The organism is Microbacterium sp. SY138, from assembly GCF_039729145.1.
GTDB lineage: Bacteria > Actinomycetota > Actinomycetes > Actinomycetales > Microbacteriaceae > Microbacterium > Microbacterium maritypicum_A.
This window is the reverse complement of sequence record NZ_CP155793.1, coordinates 1,166,261-1,184,450: the sequence shown is the minus strand read 5'-3', so window position 1 is coordinate 1,184,450 and position 18,190 is coordinate 1,166,261. Positions and strand designations below refer to the sequence as shown.

Annotated in this window: 21 protein-coding genes; 9 read left to right on the top strand and 12 right to left on the bottom strand. The window is 68.3% G+C overall.

What is annotated here, in order from left to right; all coding sequences use genetic code 11:
• Positions 1–15: 15 nt before the first annotated feature.
• On the bottom strand, positions 16–1,137 hold the full coding sequence (locus ABDC25_RS05530; protein ID WP_021199708.1) for a BMP family ABC transporter substrate-binding protein: 1,122 nt from the start codon (positions 1,135–1,137) through the stop codon (positions 16–18).
• Between the two features lie 160 nt (positions 1,138–1,297).
• Positions 1,298–2,413: a mannose-1-phosphate guanylyltransferase gene (locus ABDC25_RS05525; RefSeq protein WP_029265715.1), complete on the bottom strand. Its 1,116-nt coding sequence runs from the start codon at positions 2,411–2,413 to the stop codon at positions 1,298–1,300.
• A gap of 183 nt (positions 2,414–2,596) precedes the next feature.
• Between ABDC25_RS05525 and sdhC the strand changes: the two genes are divergently transcribed.
• The 6 genes from sdhC (at position 2,597) to ABDC25_RS05495 (ending at position 8,256) form a co-directional block, all read left to right on the top strand.
• Positions 2,597–3,031: a succinate dehydrogenase, cytochrome b556 subunit gene (gene sdhC / locus ABDC25_RS05520; RefSeq protein ID WP_072591539.1), complete on the top strand. Its 435-nt coding sequence runs from the start codon at positions 2,597–2,599 to the stop codon at positions 3,029–3,031.
• A complete protein-coding gene (locus ABDC25_RS05515; protein WP_347125229.1) occupies positions 3,031–3,480 on the top strand; it encodes a succinate dehydrogenase hydrophobic membrane anchor subunit in 450 nt (149 codons plus the stop codon). Before sdhC ends, ABDC25_RS05515 begins: the two co-directional genes overlap by 1 nt.
• A gap of 17 nt (positions 3,481–3,497) precedes the next feature.
• Complete coding sequence (gene sdhA / locus ABDC25_RS05510) at positions 3,498–5,324, top strand: succinate dehydrogenase flavoprotein subunit (RefSeq protein ID WP_021199712.1); 1,827 nt, start codon at positions 3,498–3,500, stop codon at positions 5,322–5,324.
• A gap of 2 nt (positions 5,325–5,326) precedes the next feature.
• The gene (locus ABDC25_RS05505) at positions 5,327–6,094 is read left to right on the top strand and encodes a succinate dehydrogenase iron-sulfur subunit (RefSeq protein ID WP_021199713.1); all 768 of its coding nucleotides are present in this window, start codon (positions 5,327–5,329) and stop codon (positions 6,092–6,094) included.
• Between the two features lie 106 nt (positions 6,095–6,200).
• Positions 6,201–7,406: a YihY/virulence factor BrkB family protein gene (locus ABDC25_RS05500; RefSeq protein WP_347125227.1), complete on the top strand. Its 1,206-nt coding sequence runs from the start codon at positions 6,201–6,203 to the stop codon at positions 7,404–7,406.
• Between the two features lie 10 nt (positions 7,407–7,416).
• A complete protein-coding gene (locus tag ABDC25_RS05495; protein WP_029265719.1) occupies positions 7,417–8,256 on the top strand; it encodes an exodeoxyribonuclease III in 840 nt (279 codons plus the stop codon).
• Here ABDC25_RS05495 and ABDC25_RS05490 read toward each other — a convergent pair.
• From ABDC25_RS05490 to ABDC25_RS05480, 3 genes are read right to left on the bottom strand one after another with little or no spacing between them, the layout of a single operon-like run.
• Positions 8,250–8,888 carry a DUF4166 domain-containing protein gene (locus tag ABDC25_RS05490; protein ID WP_021199716.1) on the bottom strand — a complete coding sequence of 213 codons (639 nt, stop codon included), beginning with the start codon at positions 8,886–8,888 and terminating at the stop codon, positions 8,250–8,252. The two genes, ABDC25_RS05495 and ABDC25_RS05490, sit on opposite strands and share 7 nt — an antisense overlap.
• Positions 8,885–9,568: a DUF4166 domain-containing protein gene (locus ABDC25_RS05485; protein ID WP_347125224.1), complete on the bottom strand. Its 684-nt coding sequence runs from the start codon at positions 9,566–9,568 to the stop codon at positions 8,885–8,887. Before ABDC25_RS05485 ends, ABDC25_RS05490 begins: the two co-directional genes overlap by 4 nt.
• Entirely contained in the window at positions 9,565–10,206 is a 642-nt protein-coding gene (locus tag ABDC25_RS05480; RefSeq protein WP_347125222.1) for an SRPBCC family protein, read from the bottom strand. The genes ABDC25_RS05485 and ABDC25_RS05480 overlap by 4 nt, the downstream gene beginning before the upstream one ends.
• 45 nt (positions 10,207–10,251) lie before the next feature.
• On the opposite strand from ABDC25_RS05480, the gene trpS reads away from it, so the two are divergent.
• Both trpS and ABDC25_RS05470 read left to right on the top strand, forming a co-directional pair.
• Positions 10,252–11,256: a tryptophan--tRNA ligase gene (gene trpS / locus ABDC25_RS05475; protein ID WP_084487313.1), complete on the top strand. Its 1,005-nt coding sequence runs from the start codon at positions 10,252–10,254 to the stop codon at positions 11,254–11,256.
• Between the two features lie 21 nt (positions 11,257–11,277).
• Positions 11,278–11,961, top strand: coding sequence for a hypothetical protein (locus ABDC25_RS05470; RefSeq protein ID WP_208323476.1), 684 nt, complete (start codon positions 11,278–11,280; stop codon positions 11,959–11,961).
• 27 nt (positions 11,962–11,988) lie between these two features.
• On the opposite strand, the gene pth is transcribed toward ABDC25_RS05470, so the two are convergent.
• Both pth and ABDC25_RS05460 read right to left on the bottom strand, forming a co-directional pair.
• Entirely contained in the window at positions 11,989–12,570 is a 582-nt protein-coding gene (gene pth, locus ABDC25_RS05465) for an aminoacyl-tRNA hydrolase (protein WP_021199721.1), read from the bottom strand.
• A 98-nt stretch (positions 12,571–12,668) separates the two neighbouring features.
• Positions 12,669–13,283, bottom strand: coding sequence for a 50S ribosomal protein L25/general stress protein Ctc (locus ABDC25_RS05460; protein WP_021199722.1), 615 nt, complete (start codon positions 13,281–13,283; stop codon positions 12,669–12,671).
• A 223-nt stretch (positions 13,284–13,506) separates the two neighbouring features.
• On the opposite strand from ABDC25_RS05460, the gene ABDC25_RS05455 reads away from it, so the two are divergent.
• Positions 13,507–13,632, top strand: a complete 126-nt coding sequence (locus ABDC25_RS05455; protein ID WP_017828452.1) for a hypothetical protein — start codon at positions 13,507–13,509, stop codon at positions 13,630–13,632.
• 44 nt (positions 13,633–13,676) lie between these two features.
• On the opposite strand, the gene ABDC25_RS05450 is transcribed toward ABDC25_RS05455, so the two are convergent.
• The 5 genes from ABDC25_RS05450 to ABDC25_RS05430 are packed head-to-tail and all read right to left on the bottom strand — an operon-like array spanning position 13,677 to position 18,150.
• Entirely contained in the window at positions 13,677–14,168 is a 492-nt protein-coding gene (locus ABDC25_RS05450; RefSeq protein WP_021199723.1) for a gluconokinase, read from the bottom strand.
• Complete coding sequence (locus ABDC25_RS05445) at positions 14,165–15,202, bottom strand: alcohol dehydrogenase catalytic domain-containing protein (protein WP_347125218.1); 1,038 nt, start codon at positions 15,200–15,202, stop codon at positions 14,165–14,167. The genes ABDC25_RS05450 and ABDC25_RS05445 overlap by 4 nt, the downstream gene beginning before the upstream one ends.
• A 16-nt stretch (positions 15,203–15,218) precedes the next feature.
• Positions 15,219–15,950, bottom strand: coding sequence for a fumarylacetoacetate hydrolase family protein (locus ABDC25_RS05440; RefSeq protein ID WP_347125216.1), 732 nt, complete (start codon positions 15,948–15,950; stop codon positions 15,219–15,221).
• Positions 15,950–16,735 (bottom strand): SDR family oxidoreductase, encoded by a 786-nt coding sequence (locus ABDC25_RS05435; RefSeq protein ID WP_021199726.1) that lies wholly within the window; start codon positions 16,733–16,735, stop codon positions 15,950–15,952. Before ABDC25_RS05435 ends, ABDC25_RS05440 begins: the two co-directional genes overlap by 1 nt.
• Positions 16,732–18,150 carry an MFS transporter gene (locus ABDC25_RS05430; protein ID WP_021199727.1) on the bottom strand — a complete coding sequence of 473 codons (1,419 nt, stop codon included), beginning with the start codon at positions 18,148–18,150 and terminating at the stop codon, positions 16,732–16,734. The genes ABDC25_RS05435 and ABDC25_RS05430 overlap by 4 nt, the downstream gene beginning before the upstream one ends.
• Positions 18,151–18,190 lie beyond the last annotated feature (40 nt).

Genomic DNA, 18,190 nt, shown 5'->3' with positions numbered 1-18,190 from the left:
GGAACTGCGACGGATTTACTTGGAGGTCGGGGAGTTCGGGGACTCCACCTTGATGTCGCCCGAGATGATCTGCTCCTGCAGAGTCTTGAGCTCGTCGGTCAGACCTTCCGGGAGCTTCGACTCGAAGTCGCCGAAGCCGGAGAGCTTGACGCCCTCGTTCTCGAGCGTGCCCACGTACGGGGCCGGGTCGAACTCGCCCTGGGCCGCGGCCATGGTCGCGTCCTTCACGGCGACGTCGATCGCCTTCATGATCGAGACGAGCGTGATGCCGGCGACACTCGGGTCGGCGACGGCGAGGTCGCTGTCGACACCGAGCATCAGGGTGTCCTTTCCGCTGTCGGCGATCGCCGCAGCCGCGCTCTGGTAGACGGGGCCGCCGACCGGGAGGATGACGTCGACGCCCTGGTCGAGCACACCCTGTGCGGTCTGCTTGGCGGTGTCGTTCGCGTCGAAGCCGCCCGTGAACGAGCCCTTCTGCGTGGCCTCGTCCCAGCCGAAGACCTCGACCGCAGCGGACTTGTCCTCGTTGTACTTCTCGACACCGAGCTGGTAGCCGTCCATGAACACGGCGACCGACGGAATCTGCATTCCACCGAAGGTGCCGACCTTGTTCACGCCGCTCTGCGCGGACCAGGACGCGGCGGCGTAACCACCGAGGTATGCGGCCTGAGCCGTGTCGAAGACCAGGGGCTTGATGTTGGGAGCATCGACGTTGCCGTCGAAGTCGTTGTCGGCCCAGTCGTCGATGATCGCGTAGTCGATGTCGGGGTTCGCGAGAGCCGACTCGACCGTCGCGGCGGACAGCTTGAAGCCGACCGAGACGATGAGCGAGCAGCCCTCCGAGACCGCGGTCTCGAGGTTCGGCGCGTAGTCGTTGTCATTGGCCGACTCGAACTCGAGCGGCTTGATGTCCAGCTCCTTGGCGGCGCTGTCCATGCCCTCCTTGGCGGACTGGTTGAACGACTTGTCGTTCCATCCGCCGGCGTCGGAGACGAGGCAGGGAAGGAAGTCGGAGGCAACCGGCTCGCCGGAGCCGGCGGGCTTGTCTGTCGGAGCCTGGCCGCAACCGGCGAGTGCGAAGACGACGCCAGCGGCGACGGTGACGCCGAGCAGCTTCTTGGTGGTGGAGATGGTCAACTGATGCCTCCCTCAACGAAACCGCGGCCATCGCGGATCGATCAAAGTTACCTACTGTTTCGGCTTTTGTGCACGCCCGTGCCGCACGTGCTGGCCAATGGTTACCAAGCTGAAATCAAGACAGCCGATGAGCGTCTCCGCCTGCTCATCGGAGCAGACGTCAGAGCACGTCCCCGCGACCGGTGAGCTTGAGCGACTCGACGACGCTCTTCACCCGCTGCGCATTCTGCACCGTCGTGACCAGCAGCGCGTCGGGGGTGTCGACCACGACGATGTCCTGCACCCCCACCAGGCTGATGACGCGGGACGTCTGGCTGACGAGGATCCCACTCGCACCATCCGTGAGCACCCGCGCGTTCGGGCCGAGCACGGCGAGGTCGTTCTTGCGACCGTTGGTGATGAGCTTCGTCAGCGACGCGAAGTCCCCCACGTCGTCCCAGTCGAAGTGACCGGGGACCACGGCGAGGCGTCCCCGTCGGGCGGCGGGCTCGGCGACGGCGTAGTCGATGGCGATCTTCTTCAGTCGCGGCCAGATCCGATCGACCGCGGGGCCACGACGGTCGCGATCGTCCCAGGCCTCGGCGAGTTCGAGCAGTCCCGCGTGCAGCTCAGGCTCGTTCACGGCCAGCTCTTCCAGCAGCACACCGGCCTTGGCGATGAACATGCCCGCGTTCCAGAGGTAGCCGCGGTCGGCGATGTACGCCTTGGCGGTCTCGAGGTCGGGCTTCTCCACGAAGCTCGCCACCAGCGCGGCCTCACGCGCACCGTCGACGACGAGCTCGGGTCCCATCTTGATGTAGCCGAAGCCGATCGCCGGCTCGGTCGGCGTGATGCCGATCGTGCAGATGTAGCCCTCACGCGCCACCTCGACCGCATCGCGCACGGCGAACTCGAACACCCGGGTGCCGCGGATCACGTGGTCCGCGCTGAAGGAGCCGATGATCACGTCGGGATTGCGACGGTGCAGGATGGCCGCGGCGAGCCCGATCGCGGCCGCCGACTCGCGCGGCTCCGACTCGAGGAACACGTTCAGGTCGGGGATCCCCGGCAACTCCGCCTCGACGGCCGCCCGGTGAGCCCGGCCGGTGACCACGGCGATCCGATCCGCACCGGCGAGCGGCACGAGCCGATCCCAGGTGTCGCGCAGCAAGGAGTGTCCGGATCCCGTCAGGTCATGCAGGAACTTCGGTGCATCCGCACGAGAGAGCGGCCACAGCCTGCTGCCGATGCCGCCGGCGGGGATCACTGCGTAAAAGTCCTCGATGGGTGTGCTCACCCTGCCCAGGGTAGCCGCAGCGATCATCTCGACATCGAGACACTTAGGCTCCCCTTCGTCGCTCCCAGTGATCTGACAGGAATAGGATGGACAGCGATCGGGCGTGCCTGACACTTCGACAGGCTCACACTTGGACAAGCGCAGCGCACGCGACCGAGTCACATCGATCCAGGGAGGACGACCGTGTCCACAAGCGCCCGCTTGACACCGTCGATTTCGGAAACCACGTCCAAGACCCCCCGCGGCACCCTCTACCGGGGTCGCGAAGGCATGTGGTCGTGGGTGCTTCACCGCATCACCGGAGTCGCCATCTTCTTCTTCCTGTTGGTGCACGTGCTCGACACGGCGCTGATCAGGGTGTCACCGGAGGCGTACAACGCCGTCATCGGGACATACAAGAACCCGATCATGGCCCTCGGTGAGGTCGTGCTCGTCGCCGGCATCGTGTTCCACGCGATGAACGGCCTGCGCATCATCGCCGTCGACTTCTGGTCGAAGGGCGCCAAGTACCAGCGCCAGCTGTTCTGGGGCGTCCTGCTGGTGTGGGGCATCATCATGGCCGGCTTCGTGCCCCGCCACCTGATGCTCGCGTTCGCCGGATTCGGAGGGGGACACTGATGTCTGCACAGACCATCACCGCCGCCCCGGCTCGTCGTCGCCGCGGCGTCAACCTCGAGAAGTGGGGCTGGATCTTCATGCGCGTCTCGGGCGTCGTGCTCGTCGTGCTGATCTTCGGTCACCTGTTCGTCAACCTCATGGTCGGCGAAGGCATCCACGCCCTCGACTTCGCGTTCATCGCGGGCAAGTTCGCCACGCCGTTCTGGCAGTGGTGGGATGTGCTGATGCTGTGGCTCGCACTCATCCACGGCGCCAACGGCATGCGCACCATCGTGAACGACTACGTGACGAACAGCACGGCGCGCAAGGCGCTGGTCTGGGCGCTCGGGCTGGCCGCCGGCCTGCTCATCATCCTCGGCACGCTCGTGGTCTTCACGTTCGACCCGTGCCTGGGTGTGACCGAGGACAGCGTCCTCTGGTCCGAATGCGCCGCGATCGTCGGGAACTAGAAGAAGGCATACGAGAAGTGACTACCGAGACGCAGGATTCCGTCGTCCGTGACGGCGTGCACTACCACCAGTTCGACATCGTGATCGTGGGAGCCGGTGGAGCGGGCATGCGTGCCGCCATCGAAGCGGGCCCGGGCGCGAAGACCGCGGTGATCTCCAAGCTGTACCCCACGCGCTCGCACACCGGTGCGGCGCAGGGCGGCATGGCGGCAGCCCTCGCGAACGTCGAAGAGGACTCCTGGGAGTGGCACACCTTCGACACCGTGAAGGGCGGCGACTACCTCGTCGACCAGGACGCTGCCGAGATCCTCGCGAAGGAGGCCATCGACGCGGTCATCGACCTCGAGAACATGGGCCTCCCGTTCAACCGCACGCCCGAGGGAAAGATCGACCAGCGTCGCTTCGGCGGTCACACGGCCGAGCACGGCAAGACCCCGGTCCGCCGGGCCTGCTACGCCGCCGACCGCACCGGCCACATGATCCTGCAGACGCTGTTCCAGAACTGCGTCAAGCTCGGCATCAACTTCTTCAACGAGTTCTACGTGCTCGACCTGCTCACGGTGAAGGACGCCGACGGCAAGACCCAGGTCTCCGGCGTCGTCGCATATGACCTGGCCACCGGCGAGCTGCACGTCTTCCAGGCCAAGGCCGTGATCTTCGCGACCGGCGGTTTCGGCAAGATCTTCAAGACCACCTCGAACGCGCACACCCTCACGGGTGACGGCGTCGGCATCGTGTGGCGCAAGGGACTCCCCCTCGAGGACCTGGAGTTCTTCCAGTTCCACCCGACCGGGCTCGCCGGTCTCGGCATCCTCCTCACCGAGGGCGCACGAGGCGAAGGCGCGATCCTGCGCAACGCCTCCGGTGAGCGCTTCATGGAGCGCTACGCCCCCACCATCAAGGACCTCGCCCCGCGTGACATCGTCGCGCGCTGCATGGTGCAGGAGGTCCTGGACGGGCGCGGCGCCGGCCCCCACAAGGACTACGTGCTGCTCGACTGCACGCACCTGGGCGCCGAGGTGCTCGAGACCAAGCTCCCCGACATCACCGAGTTCGCCCGCACGTACCTCGGTGTCGACCCGGTCGTCGAGCCCGTGCCCGTGATGCCCACCGCGCACTACGCGATGGGCGGCATCCCGACCAACAACGACGGCGAGGTCCTCGCGGACAACACCACCGTCGTCCCCGGCCTCTACGCCGCGGGCGAGTGCGCATGCGTCTCGGTGCACGGCGCCAACCGCCTCGGCACCAACTCGCTGCTCGACATCAACGTCTTCGGCAAGCGCGCCGGCCGCAACGCCGTCGAGTACGTCAAGACCGCCGAGTTCGTCCCCCTCCCCGAGAACCCCGCCGGCTTCGTGTCGGGCATGCTCGAGGACCTGCGCAACAACCAGGGCACCGAGCGCATCGCCGTCCTGCGCAAGACGCTGCAGGACGAGATGGACAAGGGCGCGCAGGTGTTCCGCACGCACGACTCCCTCCAGCACGTGCTCGGCGTCATCGCCGAGCTGCGTGAGCGCTACAAGAACGTGCACGTCGACGACAAGGGTCAGCGGTTCAACACCGACCTGCTCGAAGCCGTCGAGCTGGGCTTCCTCCTCGACATCGCCGAGGTCGTCGTCTACGCCGCGCAGAACCGCGAGGAGAGCCGCGGCGGCCACATGCGCGACGACTTCCCGAAGCGCAACGACGAGAAGTACATGAAGCACACCATGGCTTACCTGACCGGTGATCCGCACTCCTCCACGCCGAGCGACCACATCAAGCTCGACTGGAAACCGGTCGTCTTCACGAAGAACGATCAGGGCGAGTTCAACTACCCGCCGATGGAGAGGAAGTACTGAGCATGTCGACCGCCATCGCAGAGGCACCTGCCGATACGACCGAAGAGACCGGCATCCAGTCCTTCATCGTCACGTTCAACATCCGCCGGTTCAACCCGGAGGTCGACTCCGAGCCGCACTGGGTCGACTACGACGTGGAGCTCTACTCCACCGACCGCGTGCTCGACGCCCTGCACAAGATCAAGTGGGAGGTCGACGGCTCGCTCACCTTCCGGCGCTCGTGTGCCCACGGCATCTGCGGCTCCGACGCCATGCGCATCAACGGCCGCAACCGCCTGGCCTGCAAGACGCTGATCAAGGACCTCGACATCTCGAAGCCGATCTACGTCGAGGCGATCAAGGGTCTGCCGCTCGAGAAGGACCTCGTCGTCGACATGGAGCCGTTCTTCGCGTCGTACCGCGAGGTGCAGCCGTTCCTCGTCGCCAGCTCCGTTCCGGAGAAGGGCAAGGAGCGCGTCCAGTCCATCGCCGACCGCGAGATCTTCGACGACACCACCAAGTGCATCCTGTGCGCCGCGTGCACCTCGTCGTGCCCCGTGTTCTGGACCGACGGCCAGTATTTCGGGCCGGCGGCGATCGTCAACGCGCACCGCTTCATCTTCGACTCCCGTGACGACAACGCGGCTGTCCGCCTCGACATCCTCAACGACAAGGAAGGCGTGTGGCGCTGCCGCACCACCTTCAACTGCTCCGAGGCCTGCCCCCGTGGCATCGAGGTGACCAAGGCGATCGCCGAGGTCAAGCAGGCCGTGCTCCGAGGTCGCCCCTGACGCCGCGACAGGCAACAACGCGAGAACAGGCGGTCCCCTTCCGGGGCCGCCTGTTCTGCGTTCCTGCCCTGCTCACGCCCGTTCCGCTCTTGGATAGGGTGGGGAGGTGTCCGAACCCGATGGCTCCGCGACCGACCCCGGTCGCCTCGATGCGGCCGTCGAGCGCGCGACCGCGCTGACGCAGCGCACCCTCGGACTGTTCCCCGTGCGCGTCTGGCGCCACTTCCTGCAGCACAACGGATTCCTCCTCGCCGCGGGCGTGAGCTACCAGGCCCTCTTCGCGATCTTCGCCGCGATCTACCTGGCCTTCGCGATCGCCGGACTCTGGCTCGGAGGCAGCGATGAAGCCGTCGACGCCCTCATCGCGATGATCAACAGCTACATCCCCAATCTGATCCTTCCCGAGGGCGGTGTGGTCACGCCCGATCAGGTGAAGGACATCGCGGCGAGCACCACCGGAGTGCTGAGCGTCACCGGTCTGATCGCGCTCGGCACCGTGATCTGGACCGCGATCGGCTGGGTCACGTTCTCTCGTCGTGCGACCAGAGACATCTTCGGTCTGCCGCCCGATCGTCGCAGCTACGTGATCCTGAAGGCGCGCGACCTGCTCGCGGCGGTGATCTTCGGAGCTTCCCTGGTGGCTGGTTCGGTCCTCAGCTCGGCGAGCGCCGCGATCCTGAGCTGGCTCCTCGGTCTGCTCGGCTGGGACTCCAGCTCGAACGGGGTGATCCTCATCCGCATCGGTGCCGTCATCGTCTCCTTCGCGCTGATGTCGGGCGCCCTGGCGGCTATGGTCCGATTCCTCACCGGGACCTCCCTGCACTGGCAGACGATCTGGCCCGGCGCTCTCCTGGGCGGCGGCGCGATGACGATCCTGCAGTTCGGTGCGGGGTTCCTCCTCAGCTACACCCCGTCCAACCCGCTGCTCGCGACGTTCGCGATCTTCATCGGTCTGCTGCTCTGGTTCCGCATCAACGGCGTGGTGATGCTGGTGGCCTCCTCGTGGATCGCGGTCGCTGCACAGGACCGCGACCTGCCCCTCCTCACGCTGACCGAGGCCGAGCGCCGCATGGCGGAGTATCAGGCCCTGCTGACGGCTGCGCGCATCCGCGTGCGCGAAGCCCATGCCGCACGTGAAGCCGCACCCTGGTACCGCGTGTGGAGCGCGGCGAAGGCCGTGCGCGACGCGGAGCAGGAGCTCGCCGACCTCGAGGCCTCTCCTCCCCCGCCGCCCGATCCGAGCACGCCGCTCGCCCAGCGTCTGCTCTCCGAACTGCACCGACCGGGACGGGATGTCGGCAGCGCTCGTTAGGCTTGTGACCATGCCTCATCTGCGTATCGCCACGGTCAATGTCAACGGAATCCGAGCGGCGGCTCGCAACGGGATGAGCTCCTGGCTCGACGACGCCGGAGTCGACATCCTCACGCTGCAAGAGGTGCGCGGGCAGGACGAGCATCTCGAGGCCGCGCTCCCTGGCTGGTCGCTCGTCCATGACGAGGCCACCGCGAAGGGACGTGCCGGCGTCGCCATCGCCAGCCGCACGCCTGCGCTGGCCTCGCGCACCGCCTTCGGACCCGACGACTTCGACTCCAAGGGGCGATGGATCGAGGCCGACTACCTGATCGGCGACCGTCCGCTGACCGTGGTGAGCGCCTACGTGCACTCCGGCGAGGCCGACACCCCGAAGCAGGATGAGAAGTGGAAGTTCCTCGACGCGTTCGGCACGCGGCTCGCTGAACTCGGCGCCGACGGCGCCCTCGCCCTCGTGACCGGCGACCTGAACGTCGGACACCGCGAGCTCGACATCAAGAACTGGCGAGGAAACCGCAAGAAGGCCGGTTTCCTTCCCCGCGAGCGCGCGTACTTCGATCGGTTCCTCGGCGAGGCCGGCGCGGAGGTCTCCGGTGTCGACGGCACCGTGGGCACCGGCCTCGGCTGGATCGACGTGGGGCGGAAGTTCCACGGCGAGGTCGACGGACCCTACACCTGGTGGTCGATGCGCGGGCAGGCGTTCGACAACGACTCCGGGTGGCGCATCGACTACCACCTGGCGACGCCTGCACTCGCCGAGCGTGTGGAGACCTACCACGTCGCGCGCGCTGCGGCCTATGACCAGCGCTGGAGCGACCACGCGCCCGTCGTCGTCGACTACCGCTATTGAGCGGCGCCGGGGGTGGCATCCGCGTAGCGGTACCATCCCCGGTACTCCAGGACGGTCCCGAGCACGGGACTCGTCGCGCGCATCTCGATGGTGCGTCGGTCGTGAGTGTCGTCCCAGCCGTCCACGAGATCGACGTCGATGCGGAGAATCCCGCGTAGCGCGATCCTGCATCGGCCGAGACGCAGCGCGACGGCCCGAGTGCGCATACGCAGCGCACCGTCGTCGGTCACCGAGCACTCCTCGAGCATCTCGACCCGGCCCCTCGACCCCAGCGCATTCTGGACGAGGCCGGGATGTCCCGTGGCGAAGAGCCGGTCGACGACGTGCTGTGTCGTGTCGGCGAAACGGAACTCCCGGACCGTGTCGAGCGTCGGCCGCCCCGAGGGCGATCGACCGGACACGGTATCGATCCGGAAGGGCACGTCGCGGCCGAACCGCGTGACGAGCAGCCGCGGCCCGACGAGGGGCGACGCGAGGGCGGCGAGGCGCCCGAACCGGCTGCCGGCGACCGCGAAGACCCCCTCGGCTCCGTCGTTCCTCGCCTCGACGCGCATCTGCGCCAGGATCTCGGGATGAAGCCTCTCCGCCTCCTCCCCCAGCGCTTCGAGAAAGGCGGCTCCGCGCGCGGTCACTCGCGGATCTCCTCGCGGTACGGCTTGACGGTCTCCGGAGCCGGTCCGCCGACGAACTCGCAGGTGAAGGCACCGCGGTAGCCGAACAGGAACCCGAAGACATCGTTGTGGATCTCGAGGTCGATCAGATACCGCTCCTGCTCGTCGTCGTAGCGCTCGATGAGCCGAGCGCGCCCGCTGAAGAGCATCGGGAAGCGGAAGGCGATGGGCCCCTCGTAGAAGCGCTGTGCGCCCGAGGTGAGCAGGAGCCCGCCGTCGTCGGTGACGGCCAGATCGAGGTCGACGGCCAGGTGCTGGTGCGTACCCAGATAGTCGACCACCCGTCGACGTGCGTCGCTGTAGATCATGGTCGCGTCGAATCGGCGGCGGCGGCCGGGGCGCACGTCCATCGTCCGCACGAAGGTCACGGTCTCGCGACCGAAGTCGTCGACGTAGGCCAGGTTGTCGATCCGGAACGGCACATTCCACCCCCGCTCGGGGAACAGGATGTTGCGGAACGTGCCGATCAGCAGGAAAGGCAGGGTCCACCACGGGCCTCGCCGGACCTCGGACATCACCCCGCGTCCGATGCAGCCGTATCCGGCGTCCACGCCGACCCCGAAGCGGCGCTGCAGCTGCGGATGGAGGCGCGCGAAGTCGGCGCCCAGTGCGCGCTCGAAGATCCCGGTCCCGGTCGTCATGCGATCTCCTCGAGGGATATCGGTACGTCCTCCATGATGGTCCGCCCGGTGCGCCGGGGGCGTGAGAGGCAGTTGCGTGCGCGTGGTCGGTACCCGCGCCGGAGCGACCGCCAGCCGCTGGTCTCCTCCGGAGGTATGCCCAGCTCGGCCCACAACCGGAGACGATCGAAGCTGCGGGCGGTGAGCCACCAGACGAACCGTCGGGTCACCAGCGGATCGAGAACGCGTCCCAGCCATCCCCATCCCGGTGCGTAGTCGTAGCCGGTGAGGAATCGCACGCCCTTCTCCGTCGGCACGTAGCGCCAGTAGCCGCGCCCGGTTCCGAGCGGCGAGAGCGCATCGTCGGTGTCGAAGAGCAGCGCGGAGGTGCGCTCTCCCGAGGGGCTCTCCTTCGTGGCGTACGATACGCCGGTCCCGCGGATCGTGTGCACCACGAGATCGAGCTCGTAGCGGAAGTCCTGCGCACCGTCTGCTCGGGTGCGCTGCGGCACGATGTCGCTGAAACGCGCATCCCAGCGCACGTGCGAGGCCGGATCCTGCGTCAGCCGCCACACCTCGTCCAGGGGCGCGACGATGAGGATCTCGACATAGAGGGCCCGATCCCCTCGCGACCGTGAACGCGGGGATACGGAGGCCATGCGCCCATCGTAGGGGCACGGCGTGCACCCCATAGGATTGACTCCGTGACGAAACCTCGCCTTTACTCCGGAATGCAGCCCTCCGCCGACTCCCTCCAGATCGGCAACTACATCGGCGCGCTGCTCCAGTGGCGGGACCTGCAGAGCTCCTACGACGCGTTCTTCTCCGTCGTCGACCTGCACGCGATCACGGTCGCCCAGGATCCGGCCGAGCTCCGCGAGAAGACGCGTCGCACGGCCGCCCAGTACATCGCGGCCGGCATCGAGCCGTCGCTGTCGACGCTGTACGTGCAGTCGCATGTGCGAGCACACGCCGAGCTCGCGTGGATCCTCAGCACCATCACGGGCTTCGGCGAGGCCGGCCGGATGACCCAGTTCAAGGACAAGTCCTCGCGGTACGGCGCGGACTCGACCAGCGTCGGACTGTTCACCTACCCGGTGCTGATGGCCGCCGACATTCTGCTGTACCAGACCGACGTGGTGCCGGTGGGTGACGACCAGAAGCAGCACGTCGAGCTCACGCGCGACCTCGCCGAGCGCTTCAACTCGCGCTTCGGCGAGACCTTCACCGTGCCGATGCCGGTCATCCAGAAGGAGACCGCGCGCATCTACGACCTGCAGAACCCGACGTCGAAGATGTCGAAGTCGGCCGAAAGCGATGCCGGCGTGCTGTGGATGCTCGACGACCCGGCGAAGTCGGCGAAGAAGATCATGCGTGCGGTGACCGACAACGAGGGATCGGTGCGGTTCGACCGCGAGAACAAGCCCGGCGTCTCGAACCTGCTCACGATCTACGCGGCCCTCACCGGGCGCCAGGTCGCCGCGATCGAGGACGAATACGCGGGTCGCGGTTACGGCGATTTCAAGAAGGGTCTTGCCGAGGTCATCGTGAACGAGTTCGAGCCGGTGCGTGCCAGGGCCCTCGAGCTGCTCGACGATCCTGCCGAGCTCGATCGCATCCTGGCGGAGAACGCCGCGCGCGCTGACGCCGTCGCCGACGCGACCCTCTCCGACGTGTACGACCGGGTGGGTCTGCTCCGGCGCGTCTGAGCCTCGCCTTAGGATGGGGGCGTGACTGATCCGCAGCTGCCTCCCCCGCCCGGTGCCGTGCCCTCCGACCCGTCTGCGTCCCCCGCGACCGGCGCGTTCCCGCCGCCGACCGCCCCCGGGTACCCTCCGGCAGCTCCCGCGTATCCCCCTGCAGCTCCCGCGTATCCCCCGGCGGGTGCCCCGTATCCTCCGGCAACGCCCTCCGGCTACCCGGCAGCGCCCGCGCCCGGGTATCCGGCAGCCCCTCCCGGGGCCTACCAGGTGCCTGTCGGCGGCTACGCCACCCCGGCCGGCGCCTATCAGGTGCCCGACGCCGCGACACCGTCCACCTCCGGACTCTTCGGAACACTTGCGCTGGTTCTCGCGCTCGTCGCGGCCGTGGTGCCGGCGATCGTCGTGGGCATCAGCGCGTTCGAGATCGGTCGGTTCCTCCCGAACGGCGCATCGGTCACCGCCGACGACCTCCGCGTGCTCACCCCGGTGCGGGATCAGGTGCTCTGGGCGGAGCTCTCCTTCTGGATCGGGACCGTCGTCGGCATCGCAGCGATCGTGCTCGGTATCGTCGCGATCGCCAAGAAGCGTGGCCGCGGCGCGGGAATCGCCGCTGTCGTGGTCGCCGTCCTGGCGTCGGTGATCTTCTTCATCGCCCTGGTCGTCGCGCTGACCGCGGGCGCTGCGACGGGCCTGTCGACCTATACGGCCTGACCGCGCCACGACCCCGCAGCGGCCGTCTCAGCGCGGCGCGTGGTGCTTCTGCTGTGCCGCGAGAAGGCCTTCGTCGACCAGCAGCTCGACCGCGTCGGCGGCGTCCGCGATGAGGATCGGCAGGTTCGGCCGCTCTTCCTTGCCGAACGGGGCGAGCACCCAGTCCGCGGGATCCTGACGCCCGACCGGACGGCCGATGCCCACCCGCACACGCGGAAAGTCGGCAGTGCTCAGCGCCCGTGCGACATCACGGACACCGTTGTGTCCGCCGTGTCCTCCCCCGGTCTTGAGCTTGACCGTGTCGAACGGGATGTCGAGTTCATCGTGTACCACGATCACCTGCTCTGGCGGCACCGAGTAGAACCGGGCCAGCGCCGCCACCGGGGTCCCCGAGACGTTCATGAAGGTGTTCGGCTTGGCCAGCACGAGCTTGTCCGCGCCGGGGCGCACCCACGTCTCGACGACGCGGGCTCCGCCCTTGTGCTCACGGAAGGCTTCGCCGCGCCGCGATGCCAGCTCATCGACCACCATCTGCCCGATGTTGTGTCGCGTGGCCTCGTATCGCGGGCCGGGGTTGCCGAGCCCCACCACGAGCCAGGTCGATGCCATGTCGTCGTCCTCTCCCCGCCGGGTGCGCAGCCCCGGTCAGGATACGACAGAGGGGACGCGATCGGATCGCGTCCCCTCTGTGATGAATCAGTCGGAGGTCACTCCGCGGCGGCCTCTTCGGCAGCCTCGGTGGCCTCGCCGGCCTCGGCGGCCTCTTCGTCATCCTCGGTGGGTGCAGCCGGGACCGAGATCGCCACGACGAGGACCTCGGGGTCGGAGAGCAGCGTGGAGCCCTTGGGGAGCTTCACGTCGGCGCCGGTGATGTGCGCGCCCTCTTCCAGGCCCTCGACGGAGACCTCGATGTTCTGCGGGATGTGCGTGGCCTCGGCCTCGATCGACAGCGTGGTCGCGTCGAGGTTGACGATGGTGCCGGCAGCGGACTCGCCCGTGACGACGATCGGGACGTCGATGGCGACCTTCTCGCCCTTCTTCACGACGAGCAGGTCGATGTGCTCGATGATCTGGTGCACCGGGTCGCGCTGGACGTCCTTGACGAGGGCGAGCTGGCCCTTGCCCTCGATGTCGAGCTCGAGAAGCGCGTTGGCGCGACGGATGATGAGCGAGACCTGGTGGCCCGGCAGCGCGACGTGCACCGGCTCGGTGCCGTGGCCGTAGATGACGGCGGGGATCTTGCCGGCGGCGCGGAGGCGGCGGGCGAAGCCCTTGCCGAAGCTCTCGCGGAGCTCGGCCTGGACCTTGGTGTCTTCAGACATGGGTTCTCCTTCGGGACACGCAGCGAAGGCGCCGCGCGGTGGTCTTGGAATTTTCGAACTCGCTGACGCAGGAGGAAAGCCACCGGGCTTGCTTCGCCGCGTCGATAACGGATGTTCGCGCACGCGCAGAAGCATCCCTCGCCGAGGTACAGCCTCAATGGTACCGGATGACCCGATAGGCTGAGGACACCGGTCCTTTTTCTGCAGAACACGGAGAACCCCCATGCTCGACGGCGCCTTCCTCTCGCACGCACTCCTCTGGCTGATCGGCGCCATGACCGTGTGCGCAGCCGTCACCTCGTTCATCGCGCTGTTCGCGATGGGACGCTCGGGATACCGCAAGGACTGACCGCCGGTCGCAGAGCCGTTTCCGCACGCTCTGCCCCCGAACTCTCAGCGCCGCTGTGCCGCTTCGGCGATGACGGCGGCCGCGGTCCGGACGTCCGCCGACTCGTCCACCCGGATTCCAGCCTCATCGGCCTCGAGCGATTCGAGCGTCTGGAGCTGCGAGTCCAGGAGCGCCGCCGGCATGAAGTGATCGGCCCGCAGCCGCATCCGCTCCTCGAGCACCGCGCGACCGATAGCGAGTTCGGCGAAGAACGTCTCGGGCGCTCCGGTCCGGATGACGTCGCGATAGACGCGCTTGAGCGCCGAGCACGCCACGACGACGCGGTCCTCACTCTGCAGCGTCTCGCCGACCAGACGGAGCCAGGGCAGCCGATCCGTGTCGTCCAGAGGCACCCCGGCCGCCATCTTGCGGACGTTCGCGGCCGGATGCAGATCATCGCCGTCGATGAAGCGCGCACCGAGGCTCTCGGCGAGGAACGCACCCACGGTCGACTTGCCCGAACCGCTCGGGCCCATCACGACGACGCGCACACTCATGCCTCCCGGCCGAAGTCGACGAGCACCTTGCAGGAACTCGCGGGGTCGGCGGCCAGTGCGAACGCGTCGAGCGCGTCGTCCACAGGCACCACCTGGCTGATGATACCGCGCACGTCGAGGCTGCCATCGGCGAGGGCGGCGATGACCTCGCCGAACTCCGCGCCGAAGCGGAAGGACCCCCGCAGCGTGAGCTCGCGAGTGATCGCCGTGGCCATCGGCGCGGGAACCGCGCCCCCGCGCTGGAGCCCCAGCATCACCACCGTGCCCCCGCGGACAGCAGCGGAGACGGCGGCGTCGAGCCCCGGAACCGTTCCGCTCGACTCGATCACGACATCGGCATACAGCTCGGAGATCTCGGTCTCAGCCCGCGCATCGATCGCTCGGATCCCGCGCGCCTCGGCGATCTTCCTCGGCCGCTGCTGCAGGTCGGTGACGGTCACGGAGGACGCGCCGGCACGCTGGGCGACGGCGGCGACGAGCTGACCGATGGGTCCGGCGCCGATCACGACCACTCGCCGGTCGCGCACATCCCCCGCCCTCTGCACCCCGTGCCAGGCGACGGCCGCGGGCTCTGCCAGCGCCGCCGTCTGCAGGTCGAGGCCGGAAGGAAGCGGATACAGCATGCGCGCAGGGAGCGCCACGCGCCGCGCGAAGGCTCCCTGCGTGTGCGGCAGGTGCATCGCCGACCCGAGATACGTCGAGGCCGGTGCGAGATTCGGATGCTCGGGGGGCCAGGGCGTGCGACCGTCGCCGTGCGCGGTGAGCGGATGGACGGCCACGGGGGTGCCGACAGCCGGTCCCGTGCCGTCGGCCGCAGCGACGGCCACGACCCCGGACACCTCGTGCCCGAGGATCATCGGCTCGCGCAGCACCGATGCACCGGCCGCGCCGTGCTGCCAGTAGTGGAGGTCGGATCCGCAGATGCCGCCGTAGGCGATGCCCACGACGGCCTCGTCCGATCGGGGCGCCGGGGCTCCGATGTCTTCGATCCGCAGGTCTTCGGCGGCGTGCGCCACCACGGCGAGGTTGTTCACCGCGCTCCTTCCTCGGTCACACGAAAGCCGTGACCAACTCGATCCCCGCCACTCTGACGGTCACGATCTGCCCCGGCCCCACGGGCGCCTGCGAGTGCGGAGCACCCGTCATGACGACATCGCCCGGGCCGAGCGGCGACCACGCGGCCACGTAGGCGAGGCAGTCGCGGATCGACATCGGCAACTCCCGGCTTCCGGTCTCGGCGACCGGGCGTCCGTCGACCTCCACCTGGAGGCGCACATCGTCGATCCCGGCTGCGGTGTCGATCCAGGGGCCGAGCGGCGTGTACCCCTCCCCCGACTTCGATTCGAAATTTCGCGGATCGAACGCCGCGCGCTCCGGACTCGAGAGGTCGTTCACCGCGGTGACCCCGAGCACGTACTCGTGCGCGGTCTGCGCGGTCAGCCCCCGGGTCGGGCGGCCGATCACGACCGCGATCTCCCCCTCGGCGACCTGGCCGCCCGCATCGCGGCGCAGGACGACGTCGACGCCGCCGGCGGTCACCGTCCGCGGGCTCTTGAGCCACGCCTGCACGGGAGAGACGTGGGCGGGTCCGTTCTGGGCTATGCCGACGATCACCAGCGGATCCACCGGCGCGATGACCGTGCCTTCGATGCGCGGCCCGGCATCCTCCGGCTCCTGCCCCTCGGCGAAGGCGACGAACGGATCCGTCACCGGGATCAAGCCGTCGGCCGCCTGCCGTACCCACCGGGGGCCTCGCGTGGTGGCGACTCGTCCGAGACGCATCAGACGACCGCCGTCATACCGCCGTCGACGAACAGCGTCTGTCCATTGACGAAGTCGCTCGCGCCGCTGGCGAGGAACAGCAGGGCCCCGACGAGGTCCGCGGTGTCACCCCAGCGCCCGGCGGGTGTGCGCGCGCGGACCCACTCGGAGAACTGCTCGTCTGCGACGAGAGCCTTCGTGAGCTCGGTGGCGAAGTATCCGGGCGCGATCGCATTGGCCTGGATACCGTGCGGGGCGAGATCGGCGCACAGCCCCTTCGTGAACATCACGATCGCGCCCTTGGTCGCCGCATACGCCGCGATCGACGGGCGGGCGAGCTGCGACTGCACGCTGCCGATCTGGATGATCTTGCCCGAGCCACGCGCGATCATCCCGGCGGAGACCCGTCGCGACAGGTGGAAGACGCTGGAGAGGTTGGTCTGCACGAGGGCATCCCAATCCTCGTCGGCGAACTCGGCGATCGGCGCACGGCGCTGGACACCGGCGTTGTTCACGAGGATGTCGGGAGTGCCGACCAGATGCTCCACCTCGCCCATGCCGGCATCCACCGCCGCCGCCTCGGTCACGTCGAAGACGACGCTGTGCACGACGGCTCCCGTGCCCTGTGCGATCACTCCCGCCGCCGCCTGCGCCTTTGCGGCATCCCGCCCGTGCACGACGACGGTCGCGCCCGCGCCTGCGAGCCCCTCGGCCAGAGTCCTGCCGATCCCCTGGCTCGACCCGGTGACGAGCGCCGTGCGCCCGGTCAGATCGAAAGCGGCGAGTCCCGCCGGCAGCGCCGTCATCGTCCGACGGCCTTGATCGACACCGTGGTGGCGAACACGTCGTCGCCGCCCTCCCCGCGCGAGACCTTGATCGCGTCGTCGACACGGGTGAGGTCACGGCGGAGCGTCTCGGGAGCGAGGAATGTCGACGCGGTGGTGATGAGGGCCAGCACAGCCATGTAGATGGCCAGGAGCACCCAGTTGCCGTCGCTCACCGCGATCAGGTAAGCACCGAGGACACCGGCGAGGCCACCGGCGAGCACGGCCGAGATCTCGCGGGCCATCGCCACGCCCAGGTAGCGGTGACGGTTTCCGAAGAGCTCGGGAAGCATGGCGCACTGCGGTCCGAGCATGCTGTTCACGGCGACGCCGATGCCGATCGCGATCACACCGATGGCCACGGCGTAGTTCCCGAGCGACAGCAGCCACCACGCGGGGAACGTGTAGATCAGCATGAAGACCGCTCCGAAGCGGTAGACGGTACGGCGCCCGAAGCGGTCGGAGAGGTGGCCGGTGAACGGCACGGAGAAGACGCCGATCAGCGACCCGAGGGTGACGCCCCAGGTGAGCAGACTCTTGTCGGCGTTGTCGCCGACGACCGTGACGAAGAAGGCGAGACCGAGCGTCTGGAACATGTACGAGCCGCCGTTCTCGGCCATCCGCAGCCCCACACCGACGATCACGCCGGGCAGGCCGTGGGTGAAGATCTCCTTGATGGGGCGGTCGGCGATCTGCTCGTGCTTCTCGAGCTCGATGAACGTCGGCGTCTCGCGCAGCCGCATCCGGATGAACAGCGCGAGCAGGATCAGTGCGAAAGAGGCGAGGAAGGGCACGCGCCATCCCCAGCTCAGCAGCTGGTCCTCGGGGAGCAGCGTGATCAGGCCGAACACCACCGCGGCGAGCAGTGTGCCCGCCTGGATGCCGACGAACGGGAGTGCCGAGAAGAAGCCCCGGCGCTTCACCGGCGCGTACTCGGCCATCAGCACCGTCGCCCCCGCCTGCTCGGCACCCGCTCCGAAACCCTGCAGCAGCCGCATCAGCACCAGCAGGATCGGTGCCCACACGCCGATCGCCGCGTAGGTGGGCAGCAGTCCGATCGCGGTGGAGGCGCCGCCCATCAGCACGATGGTCGCGACCAGGACCCACTTGCGCCCGAGCTTGTCACCCAGGACGCCGAAGAACAGGCCGCCGAACGGACGCGCGAGGAATCCGACGCCGAAGGTCGCGAACGCGGCGACCGTCGCCATCGCCGGGTCATCCTGCGGGAAGAACAGCACATTGAAGATCAGCGCCGTGGAGAGGCCGTAGAGCGCGAAATCGAAGTACTCCAGCGCGCTGCCGATGCTCGACGCGAGGGTCGCGCGGCGCAGGTTCGCCGCGTATTCCGGGTCATCGGACGCTGCTCGGGGTGAGGTGCGGGGGTCTGTCACGGCCATCTCCTTCGATCGGCTTCGCCTGCGGCGTTCCCCGACTGTA